The 24,626-nt window shown below is 71.8% G+C and carries 23 protein-coding genes and 1 pseudogene; 8 read left to right on the top strand and 16 right to left on the bottom strand.

Annotation, left to right across the window (positions count from 1 at the left end; all coding sequences use genetic code 11):
- Nucleotides 1-120 precede the first annotated feature (120 nt).
- The 5 genes from E9998_RS21230 to E9998_RS21210 all read right to left on the bottom strand — a co-directional run bounded on the left by E9998_RS21230 (nt 121) and on the right by E9998_RS21210 (nt 6,189).
- Nucleotides 121-2,040 carry a glycoside hydrolase family 127 protein gene (locus tag E9998_RS21230; protein WP_136531696.1) on the bottom strand — a complete coding sequence of 640 codons (1,920 nt, stop codon included), beginning with the start codon at nt 2,038-2,040 and terminating at the stop codon, nt 121-123.
- A 4-nt stretch (nt 2,041-2,044) separates the two neighbouring features.
- Nucleotides 2,045-2,872: a carbohydrate ABC transporter permease gene (locus tag E9998_RS21225; RefSeq protein ID WP_136531695.1), complete on the bottom strand. Its 828-nt coding sequence runs from the start codon at nt 2,870-2,872 to the stop codon at nt 2,045-2,047.
- On the bottom strand, nt 2,869-3,846 hold the full coding sequence (locus E9998_RS21220; RefSeq protein ID WP_136531694.1) for a carbohydrate ABC transporter permease: 978 nt from the start codon (nt 3,844-3,846) through the stop codon (nt 2,869-2,871). Before E9998_RS21220 ends, E9998_RS21225 begins: the two co-directional genes overlap by 4 nt.
- Before the next feature lie 17 nt (nt 3,847-3,863).
- On the bottom strand, nt 3,864-5,105 hold the full coding sequence (locus E9998_RS21215; protein ID WP_136531693.1) for a sugar ABC transporter substrate-binding protein: 1,242 nt from the start codon (nt 5,103-5,105) through the stop codon (nt 3,864-3,866).
- A gap of 61 nt (nt 5,106-5,166) precedes the next feature.
- The gene (locus E9998_RS21210) at nt 5,167-6,189 is read right to left on the bottom strand and encodes a LacI family DNA-binding transcriptional regulator (RefSeq protein WP_136531692.1); all 1,023 of its coding nucleotides are present in this window, start codon (nt 6,187-6,189) and stop codon (nt 5,167-5,169) included.
- Between the two features lie 212 nt (nt 6,190-6,401).
- Here E9998_RS21210 and E9998_RS21205 point away from each other — a divergent pair, with 212 nt between their 5' ends.
- Nucleotides 6,402-8,117 carry a carbohydrate-binding protein gene (locus E9998_RS21205; RefSeq protein WP_136531691.1) on the top strand — a complete coding sequence of 572 codons (1,716 nt, stop codon included), beginning with the start codon at nt 6,402-6,404 and terminating at the stop codon, nt 8,115-8,117.
- Between the two features lie 48 nt (nt 8,118-8,165).
- On the opposite strand, the gene E9998_RS21200 is transcribed toward E9998_RS21205, so the two are convergent.
- The gene (locus tag E9998_RS21200; RefSeq protein ID WP_136531690.1) at nt 8,166-8,621 is read right to left on the bottom strand and encodes an SRPBCC family protein; all 456 of its coding nucleotides are present in this window, start codon (nt 8,619-8,621) and stop codon (nt 8,166-8,168) included.
- A 207-nt stretch (nt 8,622-8,828) separates the two neighbouring features.
- On the opposite strand from E9998_RS21200, the gene E9998_RS21195 reads away from it, so the two are divergent.
- The gene (locus E9998_RS21195) at nt 8,829-10,652 is read left to right on the top strand and encodes a glycoside hydrolase family 15 protein (RefSeq protein WP_204745582.1); all 1,824 of its coding nucleotides are present in this window, start codon (nt 8,829-8,831) and stop codon (nt 10,650-10,652) included.
- Between the two features lie 5 nt (nt 10,653-10,657).
- A pseudogene (locus E9998_RS21190) lies at nt 10,658-11,701 on the top strand (glucose 1-dehydrogenase); the annotation flags it as partial.
- A 455-nt stretch (nt 11,702-12,156) separates the two neighbouring features.
- On the opposite strand, the gene E9998_RS21185 reads toward E9998_RS21190, so the two are convergent.
- Complete coding sequence (locus E9998_RS21185; protein WP_204745581.1) at nt 12,157-13,554, bottom strand: MFS transporter; 1,398 nt, start codon at nt 13,552-13,554, stop codon at nt 12,157-12,159.
- 116 nt (nt 13,555-13,670) lie between these two features.
- Here E9998_RS21185 and E9998_RS21180 point away from each other — a divergent pair, with 116 nt between their 5' ends.
- Nucleotides 13,671-14,597 (top strand): LysR family transcriptional regulator, encoded by a 927-nt coding sequence (locus tag E9998_RS21180; protein WP_136531687.1) that lies wholly within the window; start codon nt 13,671-13,673, stop codon nt 14,595-14,597.
- A gap of 6 nt (nt 14,598-14,603) precedes the next feature.
- Here E9998_RS21180 and E9998_RS21175 read toward each other — a convergent pair whose 3' ends face one another.
- Nucleotides 14,604-15,263 carry a hypothetical protein gene (locus E9998_RS21175; RefSeq protein WP_136531686.1) on the bottom strand — a complete coding sequence of 220 codons (660 nt, stop codon included), beginning with the start codon at nt 15,261-15,263 and terminating at the stop codon, nt 14,604-14,606.
- Nucleotides 15,264-15,558: 295 nt separating this feature from the next.
- On the opposite strand from E9998_RS21175, the gene E9998_RS25965 reads away from it, so the two are divergent.
- Entirely contained in the window at nt 15,559-16,266 is a 708-nt protein-coding gene (locus tag E9998_RS25965) for an LPXTG cell wall anchor domain-containing protein (protein WP_204745580.1), read from the top strand.
- A 70-nt stretch (nt 16,267-16,336) separates the two neighbouring features.
- On the opposite strand, the gene E9998_RS21165 is transcribed toward E9998_RS25965, so the two are convergent.
- Nucleotides 16,337-16,906: a cupin domain-containing protein gene (locus tag E9998_RS21165; RefSeq protein WP_136531685.1), complete on the bottom strand. Its 570-nt coding sequence runs from the start codon at nt 16,904-16,906 to the stop codon at nt 16,337-16,339.
- Nucleotides 16,907-17,018: 112 nt separating this feature from the next.
- Here E9998_RS21165 and E9998_RS21160 point away from each other — a divergent pair, with 112 nt between their 5' ends.
- Nucleotides 17,019-17,855: an EamA family transporter gene (locus E9998_RS21160; protein ID WP_136531684.1), complete on the top strand. Its 837-nt coding sequence runs from the start codon at nt 17,019-17,021 to the stop codon at nt 17,853-17,855.
- Nucleotides 17,856-17,864: 9 nt separating this feature from the next.
- On the opposite strand, the gene E9998_RS21155 is transcribed toward E9998_RS21160, so the two are convergent.
- From E9998_RS21155 to E9998_RS21140, 4 genes are all read right to left on the bottom strand, one after another.
- Nucleotides 17,865-18,227, bottom strand: coding sequence for a hypothetical protein (locus E9998_RS21155; RefSeq protein WP_136531683.1), 363 nt, complete (start codon nt 18,225-18,227; stop codon nt 17,865-17,867).
- A 160-nt stretch (nt 18,228-18,387) separates the two neighbouring features.
- Nucleotides 18,388-18,978, bottom strand: a complete 591-nt coding sequence (locus E9998_RS21150) for a hypothetical protein (protein WP_136531682.1) — start codon at nt 18,976-18,978, stop codon at nt 18,388-18,390.
- Between the two features lie 215 nt (nt 18,979-19,193).
- Nucleotides 19,194-20,174, bottom strand: a complete 981-nt coding sequence (locus E9998_RS21145) for a hypothetical protein (RefSeq protein ID WP_136531681.1) — start codon at nt 20,172-20,174, stop codon at nt 19,194-19,196.
- Between the two features lie 147 nt (nt 20,175-20,321).
- A complete protein-coding gene (locus tag E9998_RS21140; RefSeq protein WP_136531680.1) occupies nt 20,322-20,798 on the bottom strand; it encodes a MarR family winged helix-turn-helix transcriptional regulator in 477 nt (158 codons plus the stop codon).
- Between the two features lie 54 nt (nt 20,799-20,852).
- Here E9998_RS21140 and E9998_RS21135 point away from each other — a divergent pair, with 54 nt between their 5' ends.
- A complete protein-coding gene (locus E9998_RS21135; RefSeq protein ID WP_136531679.1) occupies nt 20,853-21,428 on the top strand; it encodes a class I SAM-dependent methyltransferase in 576 nt (191 codons plus the stop codon).
- Here the strand turns inward: E9998_RS21135 and E9998_RS21130 are convergent, their stop codons facing one another.
- From E9998_RS21130 to E9998_RS21120, 3 genes are all read right to left on the bottom strand, one after another.
- Nucleotides 21,429-21,650: an inositol monophosphatase family protein gene (locus E9998_RS21130; protein WP_240037702.1), complete on the bottom strand. Its 222-nt coding sequence runs from the start codon at nt 21,648-21,650 to the stop codon at nt 21,429-21,431.
- 23 nt (nt 21,651-21,673) lie between these two features.
- Nucleotides 21,674-23,077, bottom strand: a complete 1,404-nt coding sequence (locus tag E9998_RS21125; protein ID WP_158299922.1) for a serine hydrolase domain-containing protein — start codon at nt 23,075-23,077, stop codon at nt 21,674-21,676.
- A gap of 80 nt (nt 23,078-23,157) precedes the next feature.
- Complete coding sequence (locus E9998_RS21120; protein WP_136531676.1) at nt 23,158-23,949, bottom strand: inositol monophosphatase family protein; 792 nt, start codon at nt 23,947-23,949, stop codon at nt 23,158-23,160.
- A gap of 99 nt (nt 23,950-24,048) precedes the next feature.
- Between E9998_RS21120 and E9998_RS21115 the strand changes: the two genes are divergently transcribed.
- Nucleotides 24,049-24,624 carry a dihydrofolate reductase family protein gene (locus tag E9998_RS21115; RefSeq protein WP_136531675.1) on the top strand — a complete coding sequence of 192 codons (576 nt, stop codon included), beginning with the start codon at nt 24,049-24,051 and terminating at the stop codon, nt 24,622-24,624.
- Nucleotides 24,625-24,626 lie beyond the last annotated feature (2 nt).

Below are 24,626 nucleotides of genomic sequence, written 5' to 3'. Positions count from 1 at the left end.
TCCGGAGCATCAGGGTGTCAACACCAAGGGATCAAGCCCCCGCTGTATTGATCAGGTCGGCCCGGCAGGTCCGTGACACTAACGTGGCACCGACCTGGAAGCGATACCGGGACTTGCGCCTCAGGCGTTCCTCGCGGCCTGTACCGGCAGGAAGATCCGCATTGTCGAGCTTCCGCGCTGGGCCCAGCGGTGGTAGGGGATCAGTTGCAGCTCGGCGGTGTCGGGCGCTTCGGAGGGGTCCGGGGTTGCGCGGTAGGGGACCGCTCCCTGGTGGGGGAGCGGCGTGGCGGCCTTCGATACCTGGACGGTGGCGCCGTCGCCGTTCGGTTGCGGCGGGGTTCCGGTGTCGAGGCGGAGCGACTCGATGGGCCAGCCTTCGGGGAGGTCGATGGATTCGGCGCAGAGGACCAGGGGGCCCTTTTCGACTGCGACGCAGCCGCGGACGGCGTCGATGCGTTCGTCGGGCCAGGTCAGGCGGGGGGTGGTCGGGAGTTCGAGGGTGAGGGTATCGCCTCGGCGGAGCTGGGTTGTGGCCCAGCCGGGTGAGGCCGGGTGGGCTTCGTGGCCGTCGTGCAGCGTGGCGCCGGTGGCCCAGGACGGGATCCTCAGGCGGAGTCGAACGGGGCCTTCCGGGGCCTCGCGCACGGTGATTCGAATGGTGCCCTCGTGCGGGTAGGCCGTGGCGATGTCGAGGGCGAGTTCGCCGGATTCGAGGGCCACGCGGAGGAGGCCGGGCGCGTACTGGAGGAGGGAGACCTCGTCGCCGTCGACGGTGGCGGTGTAGGCCTGCCAGGTCGCGAGGGTGCGGGCGAGGTTGGTGGGGCAGCAGGAGACGTCGAACCAGGGGGCGCGGGCGCCGCCCTCGGCGCGGGGGTTGACCGCGTCGGGGCGGACGTCGCCCGCGGCGGTGCGCTGGTGGAGGGGATTGGCGTAGAAGAAGGATCGGCCGTCCTCGGCGGGGGAGGCGGCGATGACGTTGTAGAGGGTGCGTTCGATGAGGTCGGCGTAGCGGACGTCGCCCGTGGCGAGGTGGAGGCGCCAGGACACCATCACCGAGGCGATCCCCGCGCAGGTCTCGCAGTAGGCGCGGTCGGGCGGGAGCTCCCAGTCCTCGCCGAAGCCCTCGTCCTGGTGGCGCGAGCCCATGCCGCCGGTCAGGTAGGTGCGGCGCTCGACGCTGCGGTCCCATTGGCGTGCAACGGCGTCGAAGAGTTCGGCGTCGTCGGTGTCGACGGCGACGTCGACCGCGCCCGCGGCCAGATAGAGGGCGCGGACGGCGTGGCCGCGCCAGACGTCGGCCTCGCGGACGGGCTTGTCGTCCTGGAAGTAGGAGGCGTCGAGGAGGGCGACGGGGGCGAGGGTGCCGCGGCCGCGGCGTTCGATGAAGAGGCGGGCCTGTTCGAGGTAGCGGGGCTCGTCGAGGGCGCGGCCGAGTTCGGCGAGGCCGACCTCGATCTCCGGGTGGCCGCAGATGCCGGTGTTCGCGTCGGGGCCGAACTCGCGGCAGACGTGGTCGGCGGCGCGGCGGGCGATCGCCACGAGCTCGTCCTCGCCGGCGGTGCGGACGCGTGCGACCGCCGCCTGGAGGAGGTGCCCGGTGCAGTACAGCTCGTGCCCGGAGGACAGGTCGGAGTACCTGGGCGCCTGGCCTTCGTGGCCGTAGCAGGTGTTGAGGTAGCCGTCCTCGTCCTGAGCCGCCGCGATGCGGTCTACAAGGGATTCGAGGATCGCCTCGGCCCGGGCGTCGCCGGAGCGCCCGGACTCCCAGGCGAGGGCCTCGATGAGCTTGTAGACCTCGGAGTCGGAGAACTGCCAGCCGGGCCGGGGCCCGGCCGTGTCGGACTCGGCCACCCGGTCGAAGTTCGCGATCCAGCCGAGGCGCTCCATCCACGCGAGGCAGTGGGCGAAGGTGGCGTCCGCGTTCGTCCGCTGCCGGTCGCGCCAGAAGCCCTCGGCGAGGGTCAGCTCGTCGAGCGCGAGGCCGCGGCGGGTGCCGCGGCGGGGTGCGACCGGCGCGTTGCGGGGGGCGTTGTCGTTCAAGGGTTCAGTCCTTCACGGCGCCGGCGGTCACGCCCGCGGCGACATAGCGCTGGGCGACGACCAGGAGGATCGCCGAGGGGAGGGAGGCGATGACGGCGGTGGCCATGATCGCGTTCCACTGGGTGGTGTTGTTGCCGATGTACTGGTAGATGCCGAGGGTGATCGGCACGAACTCGCCGGAGCGGTTGAGGGTCGAGGCGAAGATGAAGTCCGACCAGGCCCACAGGAACGCGAAGAGCGCTACCGTCAGCGTCGAGTTGCGCGACACCGGGAGCACCACCTTCGTGAAGGTGCCCCAGGACCCGGCGCCGTCCATGCGGGCGGCGTGGATCAGTTCGCGGGGGATGCCCGCCATGAACGTGGAGTAGAGGAGCACGCCGAAGGGGACGGCCACTGTGGAGTCGGCGACGACGAGGCCCCACACCGAGTTGAGGAGCCCCAGGCGCACGTAGATCGCGTAGAAGCCCATCGCCATGACGACCGCGGGGATCATCTGCGCCACGAGGAGCAGGAAGTTGAGCGTCCTGCCGCCCTTGAGGTTGAGGATCGCGAGCGCGTACCCGGCGGGGGCGGCGATCGCGACGGTGAGCGCCACGGTGCCCAGGCCCACGACCAGGCTCGTGCCCAGCGAGGGCAGCTGCTGCGAGAACGCGGCGGTGTAGCCCTCGAAGGTCGGGGAGGCGGGGAACCAGGACGGGTCGGAGCGGCGCAGGTCGCTGGCGTCGGTGAGCGAGACGTTCACCATCCAGTAGACGGGGAAGAGCATCAGCGCGGTGAAGACGACGCCGAGCGCGGTCTTCCACCACGGTCGAACCGAGCGTCGGGTGGTCATGACTTCTCCCAGGAGCGCTGCATGCGCACGTGGACGAATCCGAAGACGAGCGCGATGACGATGAGCAGGTTGCCGATCGCCGCGGCGGGCGAGAAGTCGGGCTGGCCGGTGCCGAAGGCCTCCCGGTAGGACCACACGGCGAGGGTCAGCGAGGCGTTGCCGGGGCCGCCGGTGGTCATGATCCAGATGACGTCGACGACCTTGAGCGTGTAGATGAACCCGAGCAGCAGGGTGATGCCGGAGACGGGCCGCAGGAGCGGGAAGGTGATGCGCCAGAACTGCTGCCAGGACGAGGCGCCGTCGAGGGACGCGGCCTCGTAGACCTCGGCGGGCACCTGCTGGAGTCCGGCGTGGAGGATCACGAGGTTGAACGGGATGCCGAGCCAGATGTTCGCGATGATCACGGCGGTCAGGGCGGTGCCGGGGGAGGTGAGCCAGTTGATCTGGTCGCCGCCGAAGGACTGCACGACCGAGTTGACGATGCCGTGGTCGGAGTTGAGCATCCACGCCCAGGTGGACGAGGAGACGATGAGCGGCAGGAGCCACGGCACCAGGAAGAGCGCGCGGAGCACGCCCGAGAGGCGGAAGTTCGAGTGGAAGAACACCGCCAGGCCAAGGCCGATCGCGTACTGGAAGGCGATGGACACGACGGTGAACAGGGCGGTGTTGACGAGTGCGGTGGGGAAGGCGTCGGAGGCGAAGACCTCGGTGTACTTCTCGAAGCCGACGAACTCGGGGTTGCCGAGGACGAAGGCGCGCACGGTGTAGTCGTGGACGCTCAGCTCGATGTTGCGCCACAGTGGATAGGCGTAGAACACGGCGAGGTAGGCGAAGAGCGGTGCGGCGAAGCCGATCGCGGTCCAGGTGCTCGCCGAGCCCGGCGGGCGGCGCCGGCGGCGGGCCGGTGCGGCGGGCGCAGGGCCCGCCGCACCGTGGGACGCACGGTCGGTCGCGGTGACCGAAGTCGTGGTCATGGTCGTGTCGCTCCCCGTCAGCCGAGCGCGGCTTCGGCGTCGGACTGGGCCTGCGCCAGGGCGTCGGCCGGGGTGGCCGCTCCCGACAGGGCGTTCTGGACGGCGGTCCACAGCGCCTCGGAGATCTTCGGGTAGTCGGTGCCGAGGTTGTCGCTGGTGCGGCCCTTGGCCTCCTGCACGGCGGCGACCCACGGTTCGAGGTCGGGTTCGGCCGCGAGCAGCGCCTCCTGGCCTTCGGCGGTCGGCGGGATGTAGTAGGCGAAGGTGGTGGCGGTCTCGACGAAGCCCTCGGGGGTGGTCATGCACTCCACGATCTGGCGGGTGACGTCGTAGCGGTCGGTGTCGGCCTGCGCGGGGGCGATGATGAACTCGCCGCCCGTCGGTGCGGGCGCGGCGCCGCCGTCCATGCCGGGGATCTGGACGAGCCCGGTCGCGAAGCCGGCCTCGGCGGCGCTGTTGACCTGCCAGGTGCCGTTGACCGCGAACGCGAACTCGCCGGTGAGGAACTCCTCCCAGGTGGTGTTCTGGGAGTTGGTGAGCACCGAGTTGGGGGCGTAGCCGGCGTCGAGCCAGTCGGTCCACAACTGAAGGGCCGCAACGGCTTCGGGGGAGTCGAGGTCGCGCAGGTCGGCGCCGGCGCCCCAGAACCACGGCAGGAACTGGAAGGAGCCCTCCTCGGTGCCGATGGCGGCGAAGGTGATCCCCTTGTCGCCGTTACCGGTAACCTTGGCGAGCGCGTCCGTCAGGGTCGCCCAGTCGGTGATCGAGGCCGGGTCCACACCCGCCGCCGTCAGGATGTCGGCGTTGTAGTAGATCGCGAGCGTGTTGGCGCCGATGGGGATGCCGTAGGCCTGGTCGTCGACGACGCCCGCGGCCAGGAGGTTCTCGTCGACGCCGGAGACGTCGAGGCCGAGTTCGTCCATGGTCGTGAGCATCTCGGTGTCGGCCAGTGTGGACACCGCCGGGTTGTCGAGCAGCATGATGTCGGGGCTGGTGCCCTCCTGTGCCGCCAGCAGCGCGCGGTTGGTGAGGTCGGTGGTGTCCGAGGCGGTGCGCTCGATGGTCACGCCCGCCTCCTCGCCGCAGGCGTCGACGCGCTCGGCCCAGGCGGAGTCCTCGGCGTGCTGGGGGTAGGGGTCCCACCAGGTGTGCGTGTCGGCGTCGGCCTCGTCGCCCCCGGAGGAGCAGGCGGCGGCTACGGCCAGCGCGGCCGCCGCGGCGAGCGCCGCAGTCGACCTGGCAAGGGGTCGGTACTTCATGGTTGTTCCTCCTTGAACGGTTCCCGAAGGGCGGCAGTGCCCTCCGGGGTGAGGGGTCGTCCTACGCCGGTCGCGGCGGGGCCGTGGAGCCACGGTCCACCAGTTCGGGCGCGACGAACCGGACGACGTTGGGCGCGTCGTCGGCGATCTCCTTCTCGATGCGGCGCACGAGTTGTCGCACCGCCATGCGCCCGAGCCGGTCGGGCGCGCTCTCGATGGAGGAGTAGGGCAGGGAGAAGGTCCGGGCGAACTCGTCGGAGTAGCGCCCGACGACCGAGAGGTCCGCGGGGGCCGACAGGCGCCGCTCGTGGAGCACGGTCGGCAGGGCCGCGGCGGCGGCCTCGTTGTTGAGCAGCAGGCCGGTGGCCTCGGGGTTCGCTCCGAGGAGCGCGTGCAGTTCGCGGCCGATGTCGGGCTGGGCGGCGGCGGCGTGGACGGTGCGCAGCCGCACCCCGCGCTGCGCGGCGGTCTCGACGGCGGCGTTCTGGAGGCGCCAGACGTAGGCGCCGCCGCGCTCGACCACGTGCTGCGGCTGGGAGACGAGGATGAGCTCGCGGTGGCCGAGGGCCACGAGGTGTTCGACCATGACGCGCCCGGCCTCCTCGAAGTCGAGGTCGAAGACGTCGACGCCGGTGCAGTCGCCGGGCAGGCCCACGAGGGCGCCGGGCTGGGCGGCGGCGCGCAGGACGGGCAGGCGCTCGTCGTCCTCGGCGACGTTGAGGAGCACGACGCCGTCGACCATGCGGGAGTCGGTGAGGCGCTTGAGGGCCGCGGTGCCGTTCGCGTCGGAGCTGAGCAGGATGTCGTAGCCGAGGTCGCGGGCGGTGTTCGTGACGCCCTGGATGTACTGGAGCATCGCGGGGGCGAACTCGTCGGGGAGGAACTGGGCGAGCAGGCCGATGACCATCGCGCGGGAGGTCGCGAGGGCGCGGGCGCCCGCGTTGGGGGTGTAGCCGAGTTCGAGGGCGACCTGCTGGACGCGGCGGCGCACCTCGTCCGAGACGGCGCGCTTGCCGCTCATGGCGTACGACGCCGTCGAACGCGCGACGCCCGCGGCGCGGGCGACGTCTCCGATGTTGACCACCGAGTCCTCCTCCGGGGTTCGCGAGGGATGCCGATCATGCGAACCGGTTCGAAGCATAGCGACCCGATCCGGCGAATGCAAACTCGCCTCACTCGAACACCACGCGTCTTCTAACTGCATATATAGAAGTACTTGCATCGAACGGGGTTCGAAACTAGCCTCTGCGGAAAGCGAACCGTCGAACCGGTTCGGTCGCTCAATGAGGAGAAGACATGCGATACCCCCTGAAACGGACGGTCGCGCGGATAGCCGCGCTCGCCCTCCTGATCGGCGCCGCCGTCGCCGGAGCGGCCGCTCCCGCGAACGCCGCCGGCCTCACGCTCACCGTCGACGTCGGCACCGTCGTGCGCCCCGCGACCCAGGTCGCCTCCGGCGGCCTCTACGGCGTCGGCTCCGACTCCCAGCCGACCACCTCGATGCTCCTGCCGCTCAACCCGACCAGCTTCACCCAGCCCGCCCCCGGCACCACCCACCTCGGCAACGGCGCGACCGAGCCGTGCTGCGACTCCCTCGACGTCGGCGCCAACCTCGTCCGCGCCGGCGCCCAGCAGTTCATCCGCATGCCCGACATCTACCCCTCCTTCCCCTACGTCTGGCAGGGCTGGGCCGACTGGGAGCAGAAGGTCACCACGCAGGTCAACGACCGCCTGGAGCGCACCGACCTCACCAACATCCACGGCTGGGAGCTGTGGAACGAGCCCGACTGGACCTGGAACACCGCCTCGGCGGGCTCCTTCAACGCAGGCTGGGAGCGGACCTACGACCTGGTGCGGTCACTGGACCCGGTGACGCCCATCGTCGGACCGAGCGACTCGCACTACAACCACAACCGCATGGTCTCGTTCCTGACCTACGCCCGCGACACCGGGACGCTCCCCGACGTCATCGTCTGGCACGAACTCGGCGACATGGACTGGGACAACTTCGACGACCACGTCGCCGACTACCGCGCCATCGAGTCCTCCCTGGGCATCTCCCCGCGCCCCATCGCGATCAACGAGTACAACAGCTACAACCAGATGGACATCCCCTCCGTGGCCCTCCACTGGATGAGCGTCCTGGAGCGCCACGGCGCCCGCGAGGCCCACCGCGCCTACTGGTTCGAGGCCGGGACCTTCGACGGCCTGTTCACCCTCCAGAACCAGCCCACCGCCTCCTACTGGCTGTACCGCTGGTACGGGTCCATGACCGGCAACATCGTCAAGACCACCCCCAACTCCTGGCTCGACGGCGTCGCCTCCTACGACTCCAGCCGCAAGATCGTGAACGTCCTCTTCGGCGGCGACTGGGGCTCCAACACCGTCAAGGTCAACGGGCTCGGCGCCCTCGGCTCCTCCGTCAAGGTGCAGCTGCTCTACACCCCCGGCTCGGGCAGGCACACCGCCGTGACGGCGCCGACGACCGTCAGCACCACCACCATGACCACCAGCGGCGGCTCCATCTCCGTGCCCGTACCCGACATGAACGCCGAGGGCGCCTACCAGCTCGTCGTCACGCCCGCGGGCGGCCCGACCACCTCCTGGCAGCAGGTCTACGAGGCCGAGAACGCCACCGTCGTCAACGCCCTCACCCGCTCCGCGGGCGGGGCCTCAGGCGGCTACTACGTCGGCAACATCGACGGCAGCGCCGACATGCGCTCGGACTCCTTCGTCGACTTCACCGTCAACGTCCCCACCGCCCGCAGCTACACCATGACCATCAGGTACGCCAACGGCACCGGCGCGACCTCCACCCACGGCCTCGCCTACAACGGCGGCGGCTGGTCCACCGTCTCCTACCCGCCGACCTCCGGCTGGGCCCAGTTCTCCACCACCACCGTCACCGTCAACCTCAACGCCGGCTACAACGTCATACGCCTCGCGAAGGGCTCCCCGTACTTCGCCGGCGGCACCGGCTACGCCGAACTCGACAACATCACCCTCGCCTGAACGAGCGAGCGCGCCCGGGGCCGTTCCCCGGGCGCGCTCGCTCGCGACTCAGAACCCGAGCGGGTCCGGCTCACGCCCCGCACCCGCGTCCCCGCGGCCCTCGATGAACTCCTTGAACCGGTGCAGGTCGCCGTGCACCCGCCGGTCGAGCACGCCGAGCTTGTCGGCCGCGTTCTCGGCGAACCCCTCCGGGTCGATGTCCATCTGCGCGGTGACGCGCGTCGTGTCGTCGTCGAGCGGCGCGAACGAGATGACCCCCGCGTGCGTGGGGCCGGAGATCGACCGCCACGCCACCCGCTCCCACGGCTGGAGCTCGGTGACGGCGGCGTCGAACTCGCGGGTGACCCCGCCGATGCTCGTCACCCAGTGCGTGAACGTGTCGTCGATCCGGCTGACGGACTCGACCCCCTCCATGAAGGACGGGAACGTCTCGAAACGGGTCCACTGCTCGTAGGCCGTGGCGGCCGGGACCTCGACGTCGACTGATTCGGTGATGGTGCTCATCGCGATCACTCCTTCGTTGCGATTCGTCGGTCCCGGGCCGGTTACCCGCGTTGCGCGAGCGCACACCACTTCCCGCCGAATCCCGGCTCCGGACGCCCCGCGAATGCGACAATTGCCGATGCCGCGACCGGACCCGACGGGTGTGCGAACGGCCGCAGCGGGTAGACCCGGAAGGACCGCACGCACACCGACCAGGAAGGCGCCGCCGTGGCCCTGCGCATCGAGGAATACGGGATGATCGGCGACCTCCACACCGCCGCCCTCGTCGGCTCCGACGGCTCCATCGACTGGATGTGCCTGCCCCGCTTCGACTCCCCCGCCTGCTTCGCCGCCCTCCTCGGCGACGAGGACCACGGCAGCTGGCGGCTCGGCCCCGCCGCGGGCGGCAAGTGCACCCGCCGCCGCTACCGCACCGACACCCTCATCCTCGAAACCGAATGGGACACACCCGAAGGCGCCGTCCGCGTCACCGACGCGATGCCCCCGCGGGGCGAGGCCGCCGACATCGTCCGCGTCGTCGAAGGACTCGACGGCGCGGTCCGCATGAGCACCGTCCTGCGCCTGCGCTTCGGCTACGGCAAGGTCGTGCCCTGGGTCCGCGGCCACGGCCCCCACCTCTCCGCCATCGCCGGACCCGACGCCGCCTGGCTCGAAGCCGAAGTGCCCCTTGACATCGAAGACGGCACCGCCAGCGCCGAGTTCACCGTCGCCGCGGGCGAACGCGTCGCCTTCGTCCTCACCCACCACGAGTCCCACCACGACCGGCCCACGGCCGTCGACGCCGCCGAGGCGCTGGCCGACACCGAGTCGTTCTGGACCGAGTGGATCGGCGACCTGTCCTATGAGGGTGAATGGGACGAGGCGGTGCGCCGCTCCGTCATCACCTTGAAGGCCTTGACATACGCCCCGACCGGCGGCATCCTCGCCGCGGCCACGACCGCGCTGCCCGAGGAACTCGGCGGCGTGCGCAACTGGGACTACCGCTACTGCTGGCTGCGCGACGCGTCCTTCGTGCTCGCCGCGATGCTCGGCACCGGGTTCAGGGACGAGGCGCGGGCCTGGCGGCACTGGCTGCTGCGCGCCGCCGCGGGCGACCCCGCCGACCTCCAGATCATGTACGGGCTCGACGGCCGCCACTGGCTCCCCGAGATCGAGGTCGACTGGCTGCCCGGCTACGAGGGCTCCGCGCCGGTGCGCATCGGCAACGCCGCCACCGGTCAGTTCCAGCTCGATGTGTGGGGCGAGACGCTCGACGCGCTCCACCTCGCCCGCGCGGCGGACGACGAGGCCGACGGGGACGCATGGGAGCTCCAGAAGGGACTGCTGGCATTCGTCGCCGAGCACTGGGCCGACCCCGACGACAGCCTGTGGGAGGTCCGCGGCGAGCGGCGCCACTTCGTGCACTCCAAGGTCATGGCCTGGGTCGCCTTCGACCGCGCCGTCCAGGCCGTCGAGCGCTTCGGCCTCGACGGGCCGGTGGAGGAGTGGCGGGCGCTGCGCGACCGCGTCCACGCGCAGGTCTGCGAGCGCGGCTTCGACGCCGACCGCGGCACCTTCACGCAGTTCTACGGTTCCAAGGGACTCGACGCGGCGCTGCTGCTCCTGCCGATGGTCGGCTTCCTGCCCTGGGAGGACCCGCGCGTGGTCGGCACCGTCGAGGCGGTGCAGCGCGAACTGACGCACGGCGGCTACGTCCTGCGCTACGACCCCGAGGCCGACAGCGGCGTCGACGGCCTGCCCGGGCGCGAGGGCACCTTCCTGGCCTGCACGTTCTGGCTCGTGGACGCCCTCCAGGGCATCGGCCGCGAGGACGAGGCCAGGGCGCTGTTCGAACGGCTCCTCAAGACCCGCAACGACCTCGGCCTCCTCGCCGAGGAGTACGACCCCGCCACCGGCCGCCACCTCGGCAACACCCCGCAGGCCTACAGCCATGTGGGCCTGGTGAACTCGGCGCGCCACCTCAGCGGCGCGCCCCCGGCGGCCCGGCCCCGCGCCGACGCCCGCCGGGAGGCATCGGAAGGGAAGGGGTGAGCGCCGTGCGCGCATTGACCGTGGAGGCCGGGCGACAGGGGTCGCTCGCGCTGGAGGAGATCGAGGAGCCGGTGCCCGGCGAGGGCGACCTGCTGGTGGACGCCATCGCGCTCGGCGTGTGCGGCACCGACCGGGACCTTACCGAAGGCGAGTACGGCTGGGCCCCTTCGGGTTCGAAGCGGCTCGTCATCGGCCACGAGTCGCTCGGGCGGGTGCGCACCGCACCGGAGGGCTCGGGCTTCGCGCCCGGGGACCTCGTGGTCGGCGTCGTGCGCAGGCCCGACCCGGTGCCGTGCGGGGCGTGCGCGCGGGGCCTGTTCGACAACTGCCGCAACGGCGACTACACCGAGCGCGGCATCAAGGAGATCGACGGCTTCGGCAGCGAGGCGTGGACGATCGAGGCCGACTACGCCGTGAAGCTCGACCCGGCACTGTCCGAAGTGGGCGTGCTCATGGAGCCGATGAGCGTGCTCGCCAAGGCCTGGGAGCAGATCGACCGCGTCGGCGGGCGCTCCTGGTTCGAGCCGAAGACCGTGCTCGTCCTCGGCGCGGGCCCGATCGGCCTGCTGGCCGCGCTCGTCGGCGCGCAGCGCGGCCTGGAGGTGCACGTCCTCGACCGCACCGACGAGGGCCCGAAACCCGAGCTCGTGCGGGCCCTCGGCGCGACCTACCACACCGACGGCCTCGCCGCCGCGATCGAGAAGGGCGAACCGGACATCGTCATCGAGGCCACCGGCGCGCCCGCGCTCGTGTTCGACGCGATGGCCGCCACCGGCGCGTACGGCGTCACCTGCCTCACCGGCGTCACGCCCACCGGCCGCAAGGTCGAGGTCGACGCGGGCGGCCTCAACCGCGAACTGGTGCTGGAGAACGACGTGGTCGTCGGCTCGGTCAACGCCAACCTGACCCATTTCACGAAGGCCGCCGAGATCCTCGCCGCCTCCGACCGCGACTGGCTCCAGGGCCTCATCACCCGCCGCATCCCGCTGGAGGACTACGAGCAGGCCTTCGGCCACACCGGCCCCGAAGACGTCAAGATCGTCATCGACTTCGCCTCGTTAGACCTTCGCCTCCTGAAACGAGGGTGCGCCCCGGCCTGCGGTCGTGGCAGAGTCCGGGGCATGAGCACCACGACCCTGTGGCGCCCGTGCGGTCCGGCCGAACTCGCGCTCGTGCGCGAGTCCGGTTGGACCGCTTGGCCGCCGCGCCTGCCCGAGCAGCCGATCTTCTACCCGGTCCTCAACGAGGACTACGCGATCCGCATCGCCCGCGACTGGAACGCCCCCCGAGCCGGCGTCGGCTACGTGACCCGCTTCGACGTCGACAGGGCCTTCGCCGAGCGCTACCCCGTCCAGCGGGTCGGCGGTGACACCATCCTCGAACTGTGGGTTCCCGCCGAGGAACTCGACGAGTTCAACCGCCACATCGTCGGGCGCATCGAGGCGGTCGGGGAGTACCGGTAGCGGCGCTGCGCCCCGGGCCTCGGCCCGGGGCGCACCCGTGTTCAGGCGGCGGCGAGCGCCGGTTCCCTCTCCTCGGCCGCCTTGTCCTCGTTGCGGTTGAAGGCGCCCACGGCCACGGCGACGACCGCCGCGCCGAGGGGGACCAGGAGGGCGGCGCGGTAGCCGTCGAGCAGGGCCTCCGACGTGCCCGAAGCGGTCGCGGCGACGTTCACCGCCGCCACCCCGGCGAGGCCGAGGGCCGCGCCGAACTGGAACGAGGTGTACAGCAGCCCGCCCGCGAGCCCCTGCTCCTCCTCGGCGATCCCGTTGGTGGCGATGATGGTCAGCGGGCCGTACGCCAGCGTGAACGCCAGACCCATCGCGACCAGGCTCGGGAGCATCCCGAGGTACGAAGTGTCGTTCCCCGCCGTCAGGAACCACCCGAACGCCACCGCCGCGAACACGAGGCCGGCCAGGAGCACCGGGGCGTTCCCGAAGCGGCGCACGAGCTTCGGCGTCAGCGTCGGCGCGAGGGCGACGTCGAGGCCGATGACCAGCATCGCCAGGCTCGCCTCGACGGTCGACCAGCCGCGCAGCTCCTGGAGGTACAGCACCACGAGGAACTGGAACCCGAAGAACCCGGCCATGAACAGCATTCCGATGACGTTGGCGCGCACCAGCGAAGCGGACCGGAAGATCCCCGGCCGCACCAGCGGGGCGGCCGTGCGGCGCTCGATCGCGACGAACGCGGCCACGAGCGCCAGGCCCAGGCCGAGCGTCCCGGCCGTCCAGGGGAGGGCGACGTGGGAGGCGCGCTCGACGCCGAGGACGAGCAGCACGACCGCCGCGGTGATCGTGAGCCCGCCGAGGAGGTCGAACCGCTGACCCGCGCGGTCGGGGACCGGCGAGCGGGGGATGAGCGCGGCCGCGGCGACCAGCAGGACCAGCGACAGGCCGACGGGCATGAAGAACACCCACCGCCAGTCCAGCGAGGTGAGGAGGCCGCCGATGACCATGCCGAGCGTGAACCCGCCCGCGCCGATGGCGCCGTAGATCATCAGGGCCCGGTCGCGTTTGGGGCCCTCCTCGAACCCGGTGGTGATGATGGACAGTCCGGCGGGGGTCATGAACGCGGCGGCGAGGCCGGTGACGAACCGCGCCGCGATGAGCGTGGCCCCGTCCTGGGCGAGCCCGCCGAGGCCGGAGAACAGCAGGAACACCGCTAGCGCAACCAGGAACACCCGGCGGCGCCCGAGGAGGTCGGCGGCGCGCCCGCCCAGCAGCATGAAGCCGCCGTAGCCGAGGACGTAGGCGCTCACGACCCACTGGAGCGACCCGGTGGACAGGCCGAGGTCGGCGCGGATCGAGGGCAGTGCGATGTTGAGCATGGCGACGTCGATGCCCTCCAGGAAGATCGCTCCTGAAAGGACGAGCAGCACACCCCATTCACGGGCTTTCACGGTTACTCCTTGGCTCGGGTTTCTCTCTGGCCCGGCAATCATCGGGCCGTCCCGGCGCGGGAACAACGGCGAAGAACGCAACGTTCATTCAGCAGGACTTACCGATAGGAGCCCCGGTGGAACGCGACGAGCTCGAATGCTTCCTGATCCTGGCCGAGGAGCTGCACTTCGGCCGCACGGCCGCGCGCATGCGCCTCTCGCGCGCCCGCGTCAGCCAGCTGGTCCAGCGCCTCGAACGGCGCGTCGGCGCGCCGCTGTTCGAGCGCACCAGCCGCACCGTCGCCCTCACCGACCTCGGCGCGCGCTTCCGCGAGGACGTCGAACCGCACCACCGCGCGATCGAGCGCGCGCTCGCCCGCACCGCCGCGGCCGCCCGCGGCTTCGGCGGGACCCTCCGCATCGGCTTCGCGAACCCGCTCGTCGGCGAGATCGCCATGAAGGCCGTCGACCTCCTGCGCGGCGAGCATCCCGAACTCGCCGTGGCGATCTGCGAGATGTCGTTCACCGAGCCGTTCGCGCAGCTCCGCGACCGGTACTACGACGTCGTGTTCATGGAACTGCCCGTCCGCGAGGCCGACCTCGCCAAGGGCCCGACCCTCGTCACCGAGGGCCGGATGCTCGCGATCGCCGCCGACGACCCCCTGGCCGCCCGCCCCTGGCTCACCGCCGACGACCTCGCCGAGACCCCGCTGCTGGTCCTCGAAGGCGACGCGCCCGCCTACCGGACCGAGCTCCAGGCGCCCCGTGAGACCCCCGACGGGCGCCCGATCCCGGCCGGCCCCGGCGTCACCAGCCTCCAAGAGGCCCAGATGCTCATCGCCGCGGGCAAGGGCGCCATGCTCACCGGCGCCCACAGCGCCGCCTACCAGGCCCGCCCCGGCATCGCGCACCTCCAGGTCGTGGACGCGCAGCCCGTCCGGTACGGCCTGGTCTGGCGCACCGGCGAGAACACCGCGGCGGTCGACGCCTTCGCCGACCGCGTCGCCGCGATGACCGAGGCCGCGGCCCGCACCACCCGCGACGGCGACTACGCGCACGCCTGACCGGGCTCAGCCCGCCAGCGCCCGGTACCGCTCGATGTAGGCCGGGCCGACCTCCGGCATCGGCGTCCCGTCCTCGGTGGCGAACCAGATCTCGTTCTCCAGCCAGTACCGGCACAGGAACGCCTCGAACGACTCCGCGCAGAAGCAGATCGCCTCGCCGCCTTCGACTTCTGTGGCCTCCTCGCTGTCGAGGTACTCGGGGGTGCAGACCACGGCGTGGTCGGCGCCGTCCTCGGTGACGAACAGGTACCAGAACAGGCAGCCCTGCTGGTCGGCGAGGAACCGGATCAGCCTGCCGCCGCCCGGGACGGGCACGGTGCCCGCGTCGAGGTCGAGGTAGCACGCGGTGGTGGAGCGTATGCGGTCCTGGAGGTCCGGTGAGCCCATGAAGCGCGCGAACGGCTCCGGCAGCGGCACGCCCTCGCGTTCGCAGACGCTCGTCAACGCCGCCAGCGGTTCCCGGACGTCCTGGCGGATCGCCCACTCCTCTTGCGCCGGCTGCCTTGCGAGCCAGGCGAAGTCGCCGTCCATGGGATAGGGCGTCTCCGGCAGGTCCTCGAACGGATAGCGGTTGTAGGTGCCGTCGCCGGAGCGCGAGTCCACTCCGGCCTCGTCCAGACTCGTCGCCCACCAGTAGGGGCGGAAGGGTGCGTCCTGCGCTCTCATGCGCGCCATACTGCCCGACGCGTGCGACATCGCTGCGACCTTGGTCACGTCGTGCCGATTCGCAGATTTCACCCGGCTTCGTGCAACCCCGGGCGGACCTCGGCGGGTATGTACAGGGAGCCCGGACCGGGCGCCGCCGCCCGCGTAGGCGGGTTGCGGGGCCCTCCTAGGGTTCTCTGCGTACCCCGGTCGTGCCCCGTTTTCGGATGCTGCGGCACGGCTTCACACCCTGCAAGTCGGGCCGGGCGGTGTGCCGCCCGGTCGATGACGTTCGTTCCCTTGCACAAGGAGATTCATGTCCACCCTCAAGACCAACGTCCTCCGCGGCGTCGCCGCGACCGGTGTCGCGGCGGGCATCGTGGCCGCCTCCTCCGGCGCGGCCTTCGCCCAGGACACCATCGTGGCCGAGGCGCTCATCTACATCCCGTCGGCCGTCGTCGTCGGCTCCAACCCGCTGGAACTCACGATCACCCCGACCACGAGCGACGAGGTCACCGGCTCGGTCGTCACGATCACCCCCGACGACCGGGCGGTCCTCGACTTCAACCCGATCGGCGCCGACTGCGCCGACGGCGCCGACGGCAGCCTCGTCTGCACCGTCCCCGGCGTCCTCCCCGCCGACGGCGTCCTCCTGGAGCTCGACGCGGTCGTCGCCGACACCGCCACCGCCGAATCCGACCTCGGCTTCGGCCTCCTCTTCGAGGCCGACGACGTCTCCCCGGCGACCATGCACACCGGTCTCGCCCTCGGCTCCACCGACCTGGTCGACAACGAGGCCCCCGAGGAGCCCGCGACCGAGGAGCCCACCGAAGAGCCCACCGCGGGCGAGGAGCAGCCCTCCGAGGAGAACCCCACCGGCGAGGAGAGCAGCGCCCAGTCCACGCTCCCCACCACCGGCGGCAACGCCGGCCTCATGATCGCCGCCGCCGCAGCGGTCGCCGTAGCCGGCGCCGGAGCCCTCGTCTTCGCCCGCCGCCGCAAAGCCGCCGCCAGCTGGGAGTAACCTCCGAACCCCAACGGCCCGCCGGAAACCCGGCGGGCCGTCCTTCGTCCTCAGGGCCTCGGCCGATTCGTCAGGCGGGCGGGAGTTGGACGGTCATGATCAGGTCGCACGGGGTGTCGCCGGTGCCGCGGTAGCCGTGGGGGGCATCGGCGTTGAAGGCGGCGGTCTGGCCGGCGGCCACTTCGTGGTCGGCGCCGTCGACGGTGAGGATCATGCGGCCCGCGACGACGCTCAGGGTCTCCTGGACGCCGGCCTGGTGGGGGTGGCTCGGGTAGGACTCGCCGGGGGCGAGGCGCCAGCGCCAGACCTCGACGGGGGCCGGGCCCGCCGTGGTGAGCATGAGGCGCGCCTCGCCGCCGTCGTCGCCGGTCCACAGGGGAGTGAGATCGGCGGCGTCCACGACGCGGACTCGTCCTTCCTGCGGGCCCTGCATGAGTGCGGAGACCGAGACGCCGAGCGTGTCGGCGAGGCGGACGAGGGTCGCGAGGTTCGGGTTGCCCTGCGCCTTCTCGAGCGCGACGAGCGCGCCCTTGCTCACTTGGGCGCGTCTGCCGAGCTCGTCGAGGGACAGGCCCGCGCGGGTGCGGGCGGTCCTGACGTTCTGCGCCACGGTCGCCAGCGTCGCCTCGGTCTCGGCCACGGGCCCTCCTGAAGTCAAGGTCACGAGAATGACCGTCTCGGTCGTTTGACTGAACCATTACGGTCGGTCTATTGTTTGAATCGGTCGTTTCGATGCTACCCGAGGAGGGGACGTGATCGCACTGCTGCTGGCCCTGGGCAGCTCGCTCGCCTACGGCAGCGCCGACTTCCTCGGCGGGCTCGGCGCGCGCAAAGCCCACGTGCTGCGCACGGTCGCGGTCGCCGCGCCCGCGAGCCTCGCCGTCGAACTCGCGCTCTGGCCCCTGCTCGGCGCCGACTTCAGTGCCGGAGCCCTGGGCTGGGGCGCGGCCTCCGGGATCGCCTCGGCTGCCGCGTTCGTACTGCTCTACCGGACTCTCGCGATCGGCCCGATGAACGTCCTCTCGCCGATCACGGCCCTCGTCTCGGCGGTCCTGCCCGTCGGGGTCGGGCTCCTCCAAGGCGAGCACCTGGCAACGGCCGCGATCGCCGGACTCCCGCTCGCGCTCGTCGCCGTCGTCCTCGTGAGCGCGGGCCCCGGAGCCCGCACGGCCCGGCCCTCGAAACAGGCGCTCCTGCCGGCGCTCGGCGCCGGCGCGGCCATCGCGTTCCAACTCGTCTTCCTCCACCAGGCCCCGACCGACAGCGGCGTGGCCCCGCTCATCGCCGGCCGGGCGGTCTCCTCGGCGATCACCCTGACCGCGGCCGTCGCCCTGCACCGCCGCCTCGGGCCCGAACGGCCGGCGTTCGGCCCGGCCGCTGCGGCCGGAGCGCTCGACTCGATCGCGAACCTGCTGTTCCTCCTCGCGACGCGATCCGGCGACCTCGCGGTGACTGCCGTGGTCGTCGCCCTCTACCCGGCCGCGACGATACTGTTGGCGCGCAGAGTACTCCGCGAACGCCTCCACAAGGGCCAGTTCGTCGGCCTCGGTGCGGCCGCGCTCGCGGTCGGGCTGCTCGCATTGGCCTGATGCGGGACTCTAGGACGGGGCGGCTTGGGCGAGGAAGCCGTTGAAGATGTAGCGGACCTGGTCCCAGAACTTGAAGCCGGTGGGGGTGAAGCCGTCGGCGGCTTCGTTGCCGCAGGTCGTGACCATGCCGCTGGCCTGGACGGGGAGGTCGGTGGTGGAGATGTTCCAGGCGACGAGGGCGAACACGGCGAAGACGAGCGCGATGCGGAACCACAGCGGGAGCCGGTGGCGCTTGACCGGGAGCGCGAGGATGAAGGCCGTGGCGACCAGGAGCGTTCCCGACACGACCTTGCCGCCGCCGAGGAGTACGACGCCGCACATGCCGATGGCGACGATGCCGGTCCACTTTGCCGTCTTCTTGAGGGTGTCCATCTGAATTCGTCCTTTCGCGCTGGCCGGGAGGGGGTTCGACCCGGTGGGACCAGTGCACAGGACGGGGCGTTGCCGGGGCGTAGGCCGAAGCGGCAACGCGGCGGCAGCATCGGACACGGCAGTGGCCCGGACCCGCGATGGGTCCGGGCCACCGGGGGCATTAGCCGGCGAAGGCCTCGGTGAGGGCCCAGGCCGCGTCGACGAGCTGGTCTTGCGTCACGTCCGGTGCCACGAGGGCCTGGACGGTGATGTCGGCTTCCTGGCCGTAGACGGCGATCGCGCAGCCGAGGAGGGAGGAGGCGTTGCCCTCCTCGCAGCCGAGGACGACGGTGGGGATCGCGTCGACGCCTTCGAAGCGGGCGTCGTCGAGGACCTCCTGGCTCAGCGATTCCAGGACCTCCTCGCTCATCCCCGCGTTGCCGGTGGAGGGCGAGACGGTGGCCGTGACGACGGCGCCGAGGTCGCTGCCGGTGTCCCAGGTGCAGGTCAGCGCGCCGTCGAGCGAGTCGTCCACGGAGAACTCGACGCCGGCGCCGGCGACGACGTCGGCCATCGCGGCGGTCACCCGCTCGTCGCCGCAGTCGCCGGCCGGTTCGGCGGCGGGCGCCTCCTCCTCGGTCTCGGCCTCGGTGGTCTCCTCGACCGCGGCGGCGGTGCCGTCCTGCTCCTTCTCGGCGGGCTCTTCGGACGAGCAGGCCGTGGCGGCGAAGGCCGCGGCGCACACGGCGAGGGCGGCGAGCAGTCGTTTCATTCGGGGGCTCCTTATCGGGGCATGGGCCGGGACCTCCGGCGCTTCCGGGAGGTCCAGTTCGGAATGCTAGCAACGGGACGCTCACCGAGCGTCCCCGAAACCGCCGCCGGAATCGCTGCAATACAAGGCATTACGCCTCGAAACGGCCGCGCGGGCGCGCGCAGTTCGGTCCGGAAGGAGGAGCCGATGCGGCCCGAACCGCCGATGCAGGGGCGTTAGAGGGACTCCTCCAGGGCCGCCTGCGCCTTCTTGATCGCCTCGCGGACCTCCGCGGCGAGGCCGTGGCGGCCGTCCTCGAAGAGCGCGTTGCGCATGAAGGTGATCGAGCGCAGGCGCCCGTGCCGGTCTACGGTGGCGCGGCAGAGCCGGCTCTGCGAGTACGCCTCCGACAGGAACGTGTCGCGCCTGTCGGAGCCCGAACCGGGCTCGGGCGCCGAATCGTGCACGCCCGCCTCGTCCGCGTGGCTCCACCGCTGCTTCTCGGCGGCGACCCAGGCCTGGAGGATGGACGCGGCGATGCTCCTGCCGCCCACGCGTTCGACGCCGCGCCGCAGTTCGAGCCCGCGCAGGAAGCCGTCGAGGCCGAGGGTCACCGTCGCCAGCGACTGCGCGTCGGTGCTGGCGAACTCGATGTCCATGTCCACTTCGGATTCGGTGGCGCGGCTCGCCTCGAACGCGCGCATACGCTCCTCGAACGCGGCGCGCAGGCGCAGCCCGCCGGGGTCGTCGCCCTCGACGTCGCCCGCGGCGGCCTTGTATAGCTCGGCGATGTCCGCGCGGTCGCCGGAGGAGGCCTTCGACCCGGAGGCCTTCGCGACGGTCTGGTCGGCCCGCTTGCGGAACTCGGGGTGCAGCTTCGCGATCTCGCGGATGACGAGGTGCTGCGCGGTGAGGACCTGCCGCGGGCTCACCCCGCCGTTGCGGCCACCGTCCAGATAGGAACGCAGGACCCGCTTGACGCCGCCGCCGTACTGCGGGTGCCGGGTGCCGACCCGCTCGATGAGCGCGTCGACCTCCTTCGAGGAGGGATCGTCGCCGAAGTGCTGTCGCAGCGCGGCGGCGTACACGCGGTTCACCATGTCCCTGTAGGCGACGCGCTCCTTGTCCGGCAGCGACCGGTAGGAGATGCGGGATTCGCGGTCGCCGGTCTGGATATACCGGACGAGCGCCTCGGGGCCGGGCACGGGGCGGGGCATTGGCGTCCTTGTCATGGGCGGTGCGCCGTGGCGCGACGGGGGCGGGCGAGCGTGCGCTGCCGGAACCCGGCGATCATACGAGATCTCGGCCACCAGACCCTGGCCACCGAACCTTGGCCACCGAGGGGCCGGGCGGGAACCGGACGTTCACCCGTGGTCGTGCCGATCGGCGTGCATGACCCGCAGCAGCGCGGGGAGCCCGGCCGCCAACCCCTCGCGTTCACCGGGGGTCATCGCCGCGGCCCAGCGCTGATAGCGCTCGTGGAGGACCTCGGCGGCCCGGCGGTGGAGGCGCCGACCTTCGGCGGTGATCGCCAGCCGGTACAGCCGCCGGTTGTCGGGGTCTCGGTGGCGCTCGACCAGGCCGTTCGCCTCCAGGTCGGCGACCATGCGGCTGACGCTGCTCTTCTCCAGGCCCAGGCCCGCGGCCAGCTCGCGCTGCGAGAGGCCGGGCCTGTGGTCCAGCTCGTGGAGCGCGAGGAGCTGCGACATCGACAGCTCGCGGCCGGGGAGCAGCCCGTCCATGAGCGCGAACTCGGCGGTGCGCACCAGGTCCAGGAGCAGGTGGTGCAGGTGATCGGCCTCGGCGTCCATCGCCGCCCCTTCCTCGGTTGTGCCATGCAACTGAATATCGTAGACTCGAATGAAAGTTGTACGATACAACCATTGGGGTCCGCCATGCCGCACCACGACCACCAGCACGGCAACCAGCCCATCGAGGGCCGCCACAGCCGCAACTACGACCGCCTCGCCCGCCTCCTCATGAAGCCGCTCTACCGCCGCATCGCCGCCGACATCGCGGCGGTCGCCCCCGAAGGCGCCGCCCTCCTCGACGTCGGCACCGGCCCCGGCATCCTGCTCCAGACCCTCGCCCGCACCCGCCCCGACCTCCGCCTCACCGGCGTCGACCTCGCCCCCGACATGGTCGACCTCGCCCGCCGCAACCTCGGCGGCCTCGCGGAACTCCACGCCGCCGACGCCGCCGCCCTCCCCTTCGACGACGCCCGCTTCGACCTCGTCGTCACCTCCTTCAGCTCCCACCACTGGGGCGACCCTCAGGCCGGCGCCACCGAGATCGCCCGCGTCCTCACCCCCGGCGGTCGCCTCCTCAACTACGACTTCCCGCGGGCACCGTTGAGCGCCTTCACGAACGGGACCGGCCTGACCCTCACCGGGCAGTCCCGCTTCAGGGCCGGACTCGCGGGCCTGCACATGAAGGTCGTCCGCCTGGAAGCGGCGAAGCGGCCCCGATGATCAGGCGCTTCGGATCATCTCCAGCAGGGCTGCATGGGTTTCGGCGTCCGCTGCCGCCAGGAGGCCCGTCGTGCGGTCGGTGAGCGGTTCGCCGAACAGGTCGGTGACCGTGCAGCCGGCCGCCTCGCACAGGGCGATGCCCGCCTCGAAGTGGACGCTGTCATGGGCGGTGCGCCGTGGCGCGACGGGGCGACTGAACCTCGGCGACCGAACCTCGGCCACCGGTTCCGGCCGCGTGCGGCCGTTCAGGGCAGGCGTGGGATCGAGCGGCCCGAGGTGTGGACGAAGCGGGCCCGGCCCGCTTCGTCACCGTCCAGGAACTCCACGTACCCGCCCGCGGTCCCGTCCCGGCCGACCGAGGCGAACAGGTCGCCCTCGACGCGGCGGATCTCGGCGGTGAACGGGCCGGCCGGAAGTCCCGCCAGCGCGAACCTGGCGGCGCCCTCCGCAGCGCCCGTGTACGAGAGCTCCAGCCGGCCGTCCTCGCCGATCGACACCGTCGAACGCTGATTGCGGGTGCCGTAGTCGCCGACGTAGCGGGCGAGGTCCGAACCGAGGTCGGCCGGCGCCGGCGCGCGAGTCGGTGCCGTCGAGACGCCGGCGGCGGACTCGATCCAGGGGGCGACGAGGTCGCCGTAGAGGCCGTTGAAGTCGCCGCCGTTGATCAGGAGCGCGATCGAGAGGCCCTGGGCGGGGACCAGCACCAGGATCGAGGCGATGCCGATCGTGCCTCCGGCGTGGCTCACGACCTTGCCGCCGTGGGTGAGCTCCCAGACCAGGCCGATGTGCTTCCGGTCGTGCGGGGACGCGGGAATGCGGGTCTCGGGGAGTCGCATCGCCTTCGCGGCGTCCTCGGTGAGCAGGCGCGCTCCGCCCGGGGCCAGGCCGTCCGCGAGGTGCATGCGGCCGAACGCGAGCAGGGCCCGGGCGGACATGGACAGATGGCTCCCCGCGGGAGCGTTCGACTCGGGGAAGGTCGCCCAGACCGGCAGCGGCCGCATCCCCCGGTCGCCTTGCGGCACATGCCCCATGGCCGTGTTGAACCCCAGCGCCTCGTCGGCGTTGCAGGCGAGCTCCTCGATGCCGAGGGGGTCGGCCAGGTGCGTTCGGAGTGCAGCCGCGAACGGCATCCGGCGCTTGGTCTCGACGATCCTGCCGAGCACCGCCATGCCCGCGCTGCAATAGGAGTAGCGGGAGCCCGGCGCCTCGGACTGCGGCAGCTCCGGCACGCAGTCCTCGACGAGCCGTTGCAGCGCGTCGTCGCCGGTGGTCGTCGCCTTCCAGAGGTCGCCCTCGAAGCCGCCGGTGTGCGTGAGCAGGTGCCGGATCGTGATCGACCCGCTCGCGGCCGGGTCGGCGGTCCGGAACCCGGGAAGATGCGACCGGACCGGATCGTCCAGGCCGACCAGGCCGCCGTCGACCAACTGCATGACCAGCGTCGCCGTCCAGACCTTCGTCACGGACTGGATCTGGAACACCGAATCAGGCGCGACCGGCACGCGGGTGCGTGTGTTCACCACGCCCGCAACGGCTTCCACCACCTCGCCGTCGACGCCCACGGCGACCGAGACCCCCGGGACGCCGTGCCTGAGCGCCAACCGCGGGAGGTTGGAGCCGAGGTCTTCGCGGACCTGACCGATCGAGACCATGTCGCTCCTCAAAGAGAGTCGGAGACGGCCAGTCTGACACCGGCGTGCCATCGGCGGCGTTCCTCCGGCCCGTGGATCGGTCAGCCGGGGCGTCCGATCATCTCCAGGAGGGCCGCATGGGTTTCGGCGTCCGCTGCCGCCAGCAGGCCCGTCGTGCGGTCGGTGAGCGGTTCGCCGAACAGGTCGGTGACCGTGCAGCCGGCCGCCTCGCACAGGGCGATGCCCGCCTCGAAGTGGATGCTGTCGCGCATCCGTCCGCCGGTGACGTAGGCGGCGCGGCGGCCCGCCGCGACCCAGGTCAGGGCCAGCGTCGAGGAGACCACGCGCGGCCGGAAGCGCTCGGCGAAGGCCGGGTCGGCGAGAAGGCCCACCGCGCTGAAGCCGGGCGGCTCGCGGTACGGAAGGTCCAGGTTGACGTCCACCAGGGCGGTCCGGGCCGAAGGGCGCAGCGCCGCGTCGGCACCGCCGCGCCGGAGCATCGCGCGGTCCACGTCGGTCCAGAAGACCTCGCCGGTCGCCGGATCGGCGGCCGCCGCCGCAGTGACGGCCCCGCCTTCCCGCAAGGCGACGTTCACGGCCACGAACAGGTGCCCGGCCTCGTAGTTCACGGTGCCGCACAACGGGTCGACCAGCCACATCCGGTCCGCGTCGCCCTCGCCGGACCGGCCGCCCTCCTCGCCGGTGACCGCGTCCCCGGGGCGACCCGCCCGCAGCACCTCCAGGACGGCCGCCTCGGCGGCCAGGTCGGCGTCCGTGGCGAAGTCGCCGGGGCCTTTCTCGAAGCGCGCCAACGGCCCCGCGAACCGCGCACGCACCACCTCGGCGCCCGCGCTCGCCGCCGCGACCGCCAGCTCGGCGTCACTCACACTCATGGCCCGAGCGTAGCCGCGGAGAATTCGTCCGATCCGCTGCGATGAATCCCGCCGCGCCCTACAGTCCTCACCTGCATACCGCTACCCGAGGGGGACACCATGACCGCGACCTACACCTTCGACTTCTTCACCAGCCTCGACGGCTTCGGCGCCGCGGGCGGCGACTGGACCGGGTACTGGGGCAAGCAGGGGCCCGAACTGCTCGGGCACCGCCTCGCCCAGTACGAGGAGGACCAGCGGATGGTCTTCGGCGCCAACACCTACCGCGCCTTCGCGCAGATGATCGCGGCCAGCACGGACGATTCCGAAGTGCGCGACCCGTGGGTCACCCGCATGAGGAACCTCCCCGCCACCGTCGTCTCCAGCACCCTCACCGGGCCGCTCGACTGGCCGGACGCGACCCTCGCCCCCGGCGACGCCGTCGACGTCGTGGCCCGACTCAAGGAGACCTCGGCCGTCCCCCTCCGCTCCCACGGGAGCCTCGCGATGAACCGCGCCCTCATGGCCGCGGGCCTCGTCGACTTCGTCCAGGTGACCCTGTTCCCGGTCGTCACCGGCCGCACCGGCGCCGACCCGATCTTCCAGGGCGCGGAGGACTTCGACCTCGACCTGGTCGAAACCCGCACCCTCGACGGCCGCACGCAGGAGCTGATCTACCGACCCACGCTCCACTAGGG

It is taken from the genome of Glycomyces paridis, assembly GCF_004912155.1.
Lineage (GTDB): Bacteria > Actinomycetota > Actinomycetes > Mycobacteriales > Micromonosporaceae > Glycomyces > Glycomyces paridis.
The sequence above is the reverse complement of the archived record's forward strand: the minus strand, read 5'-3'. Positions and strand labels throughout refer to the sequence as shown.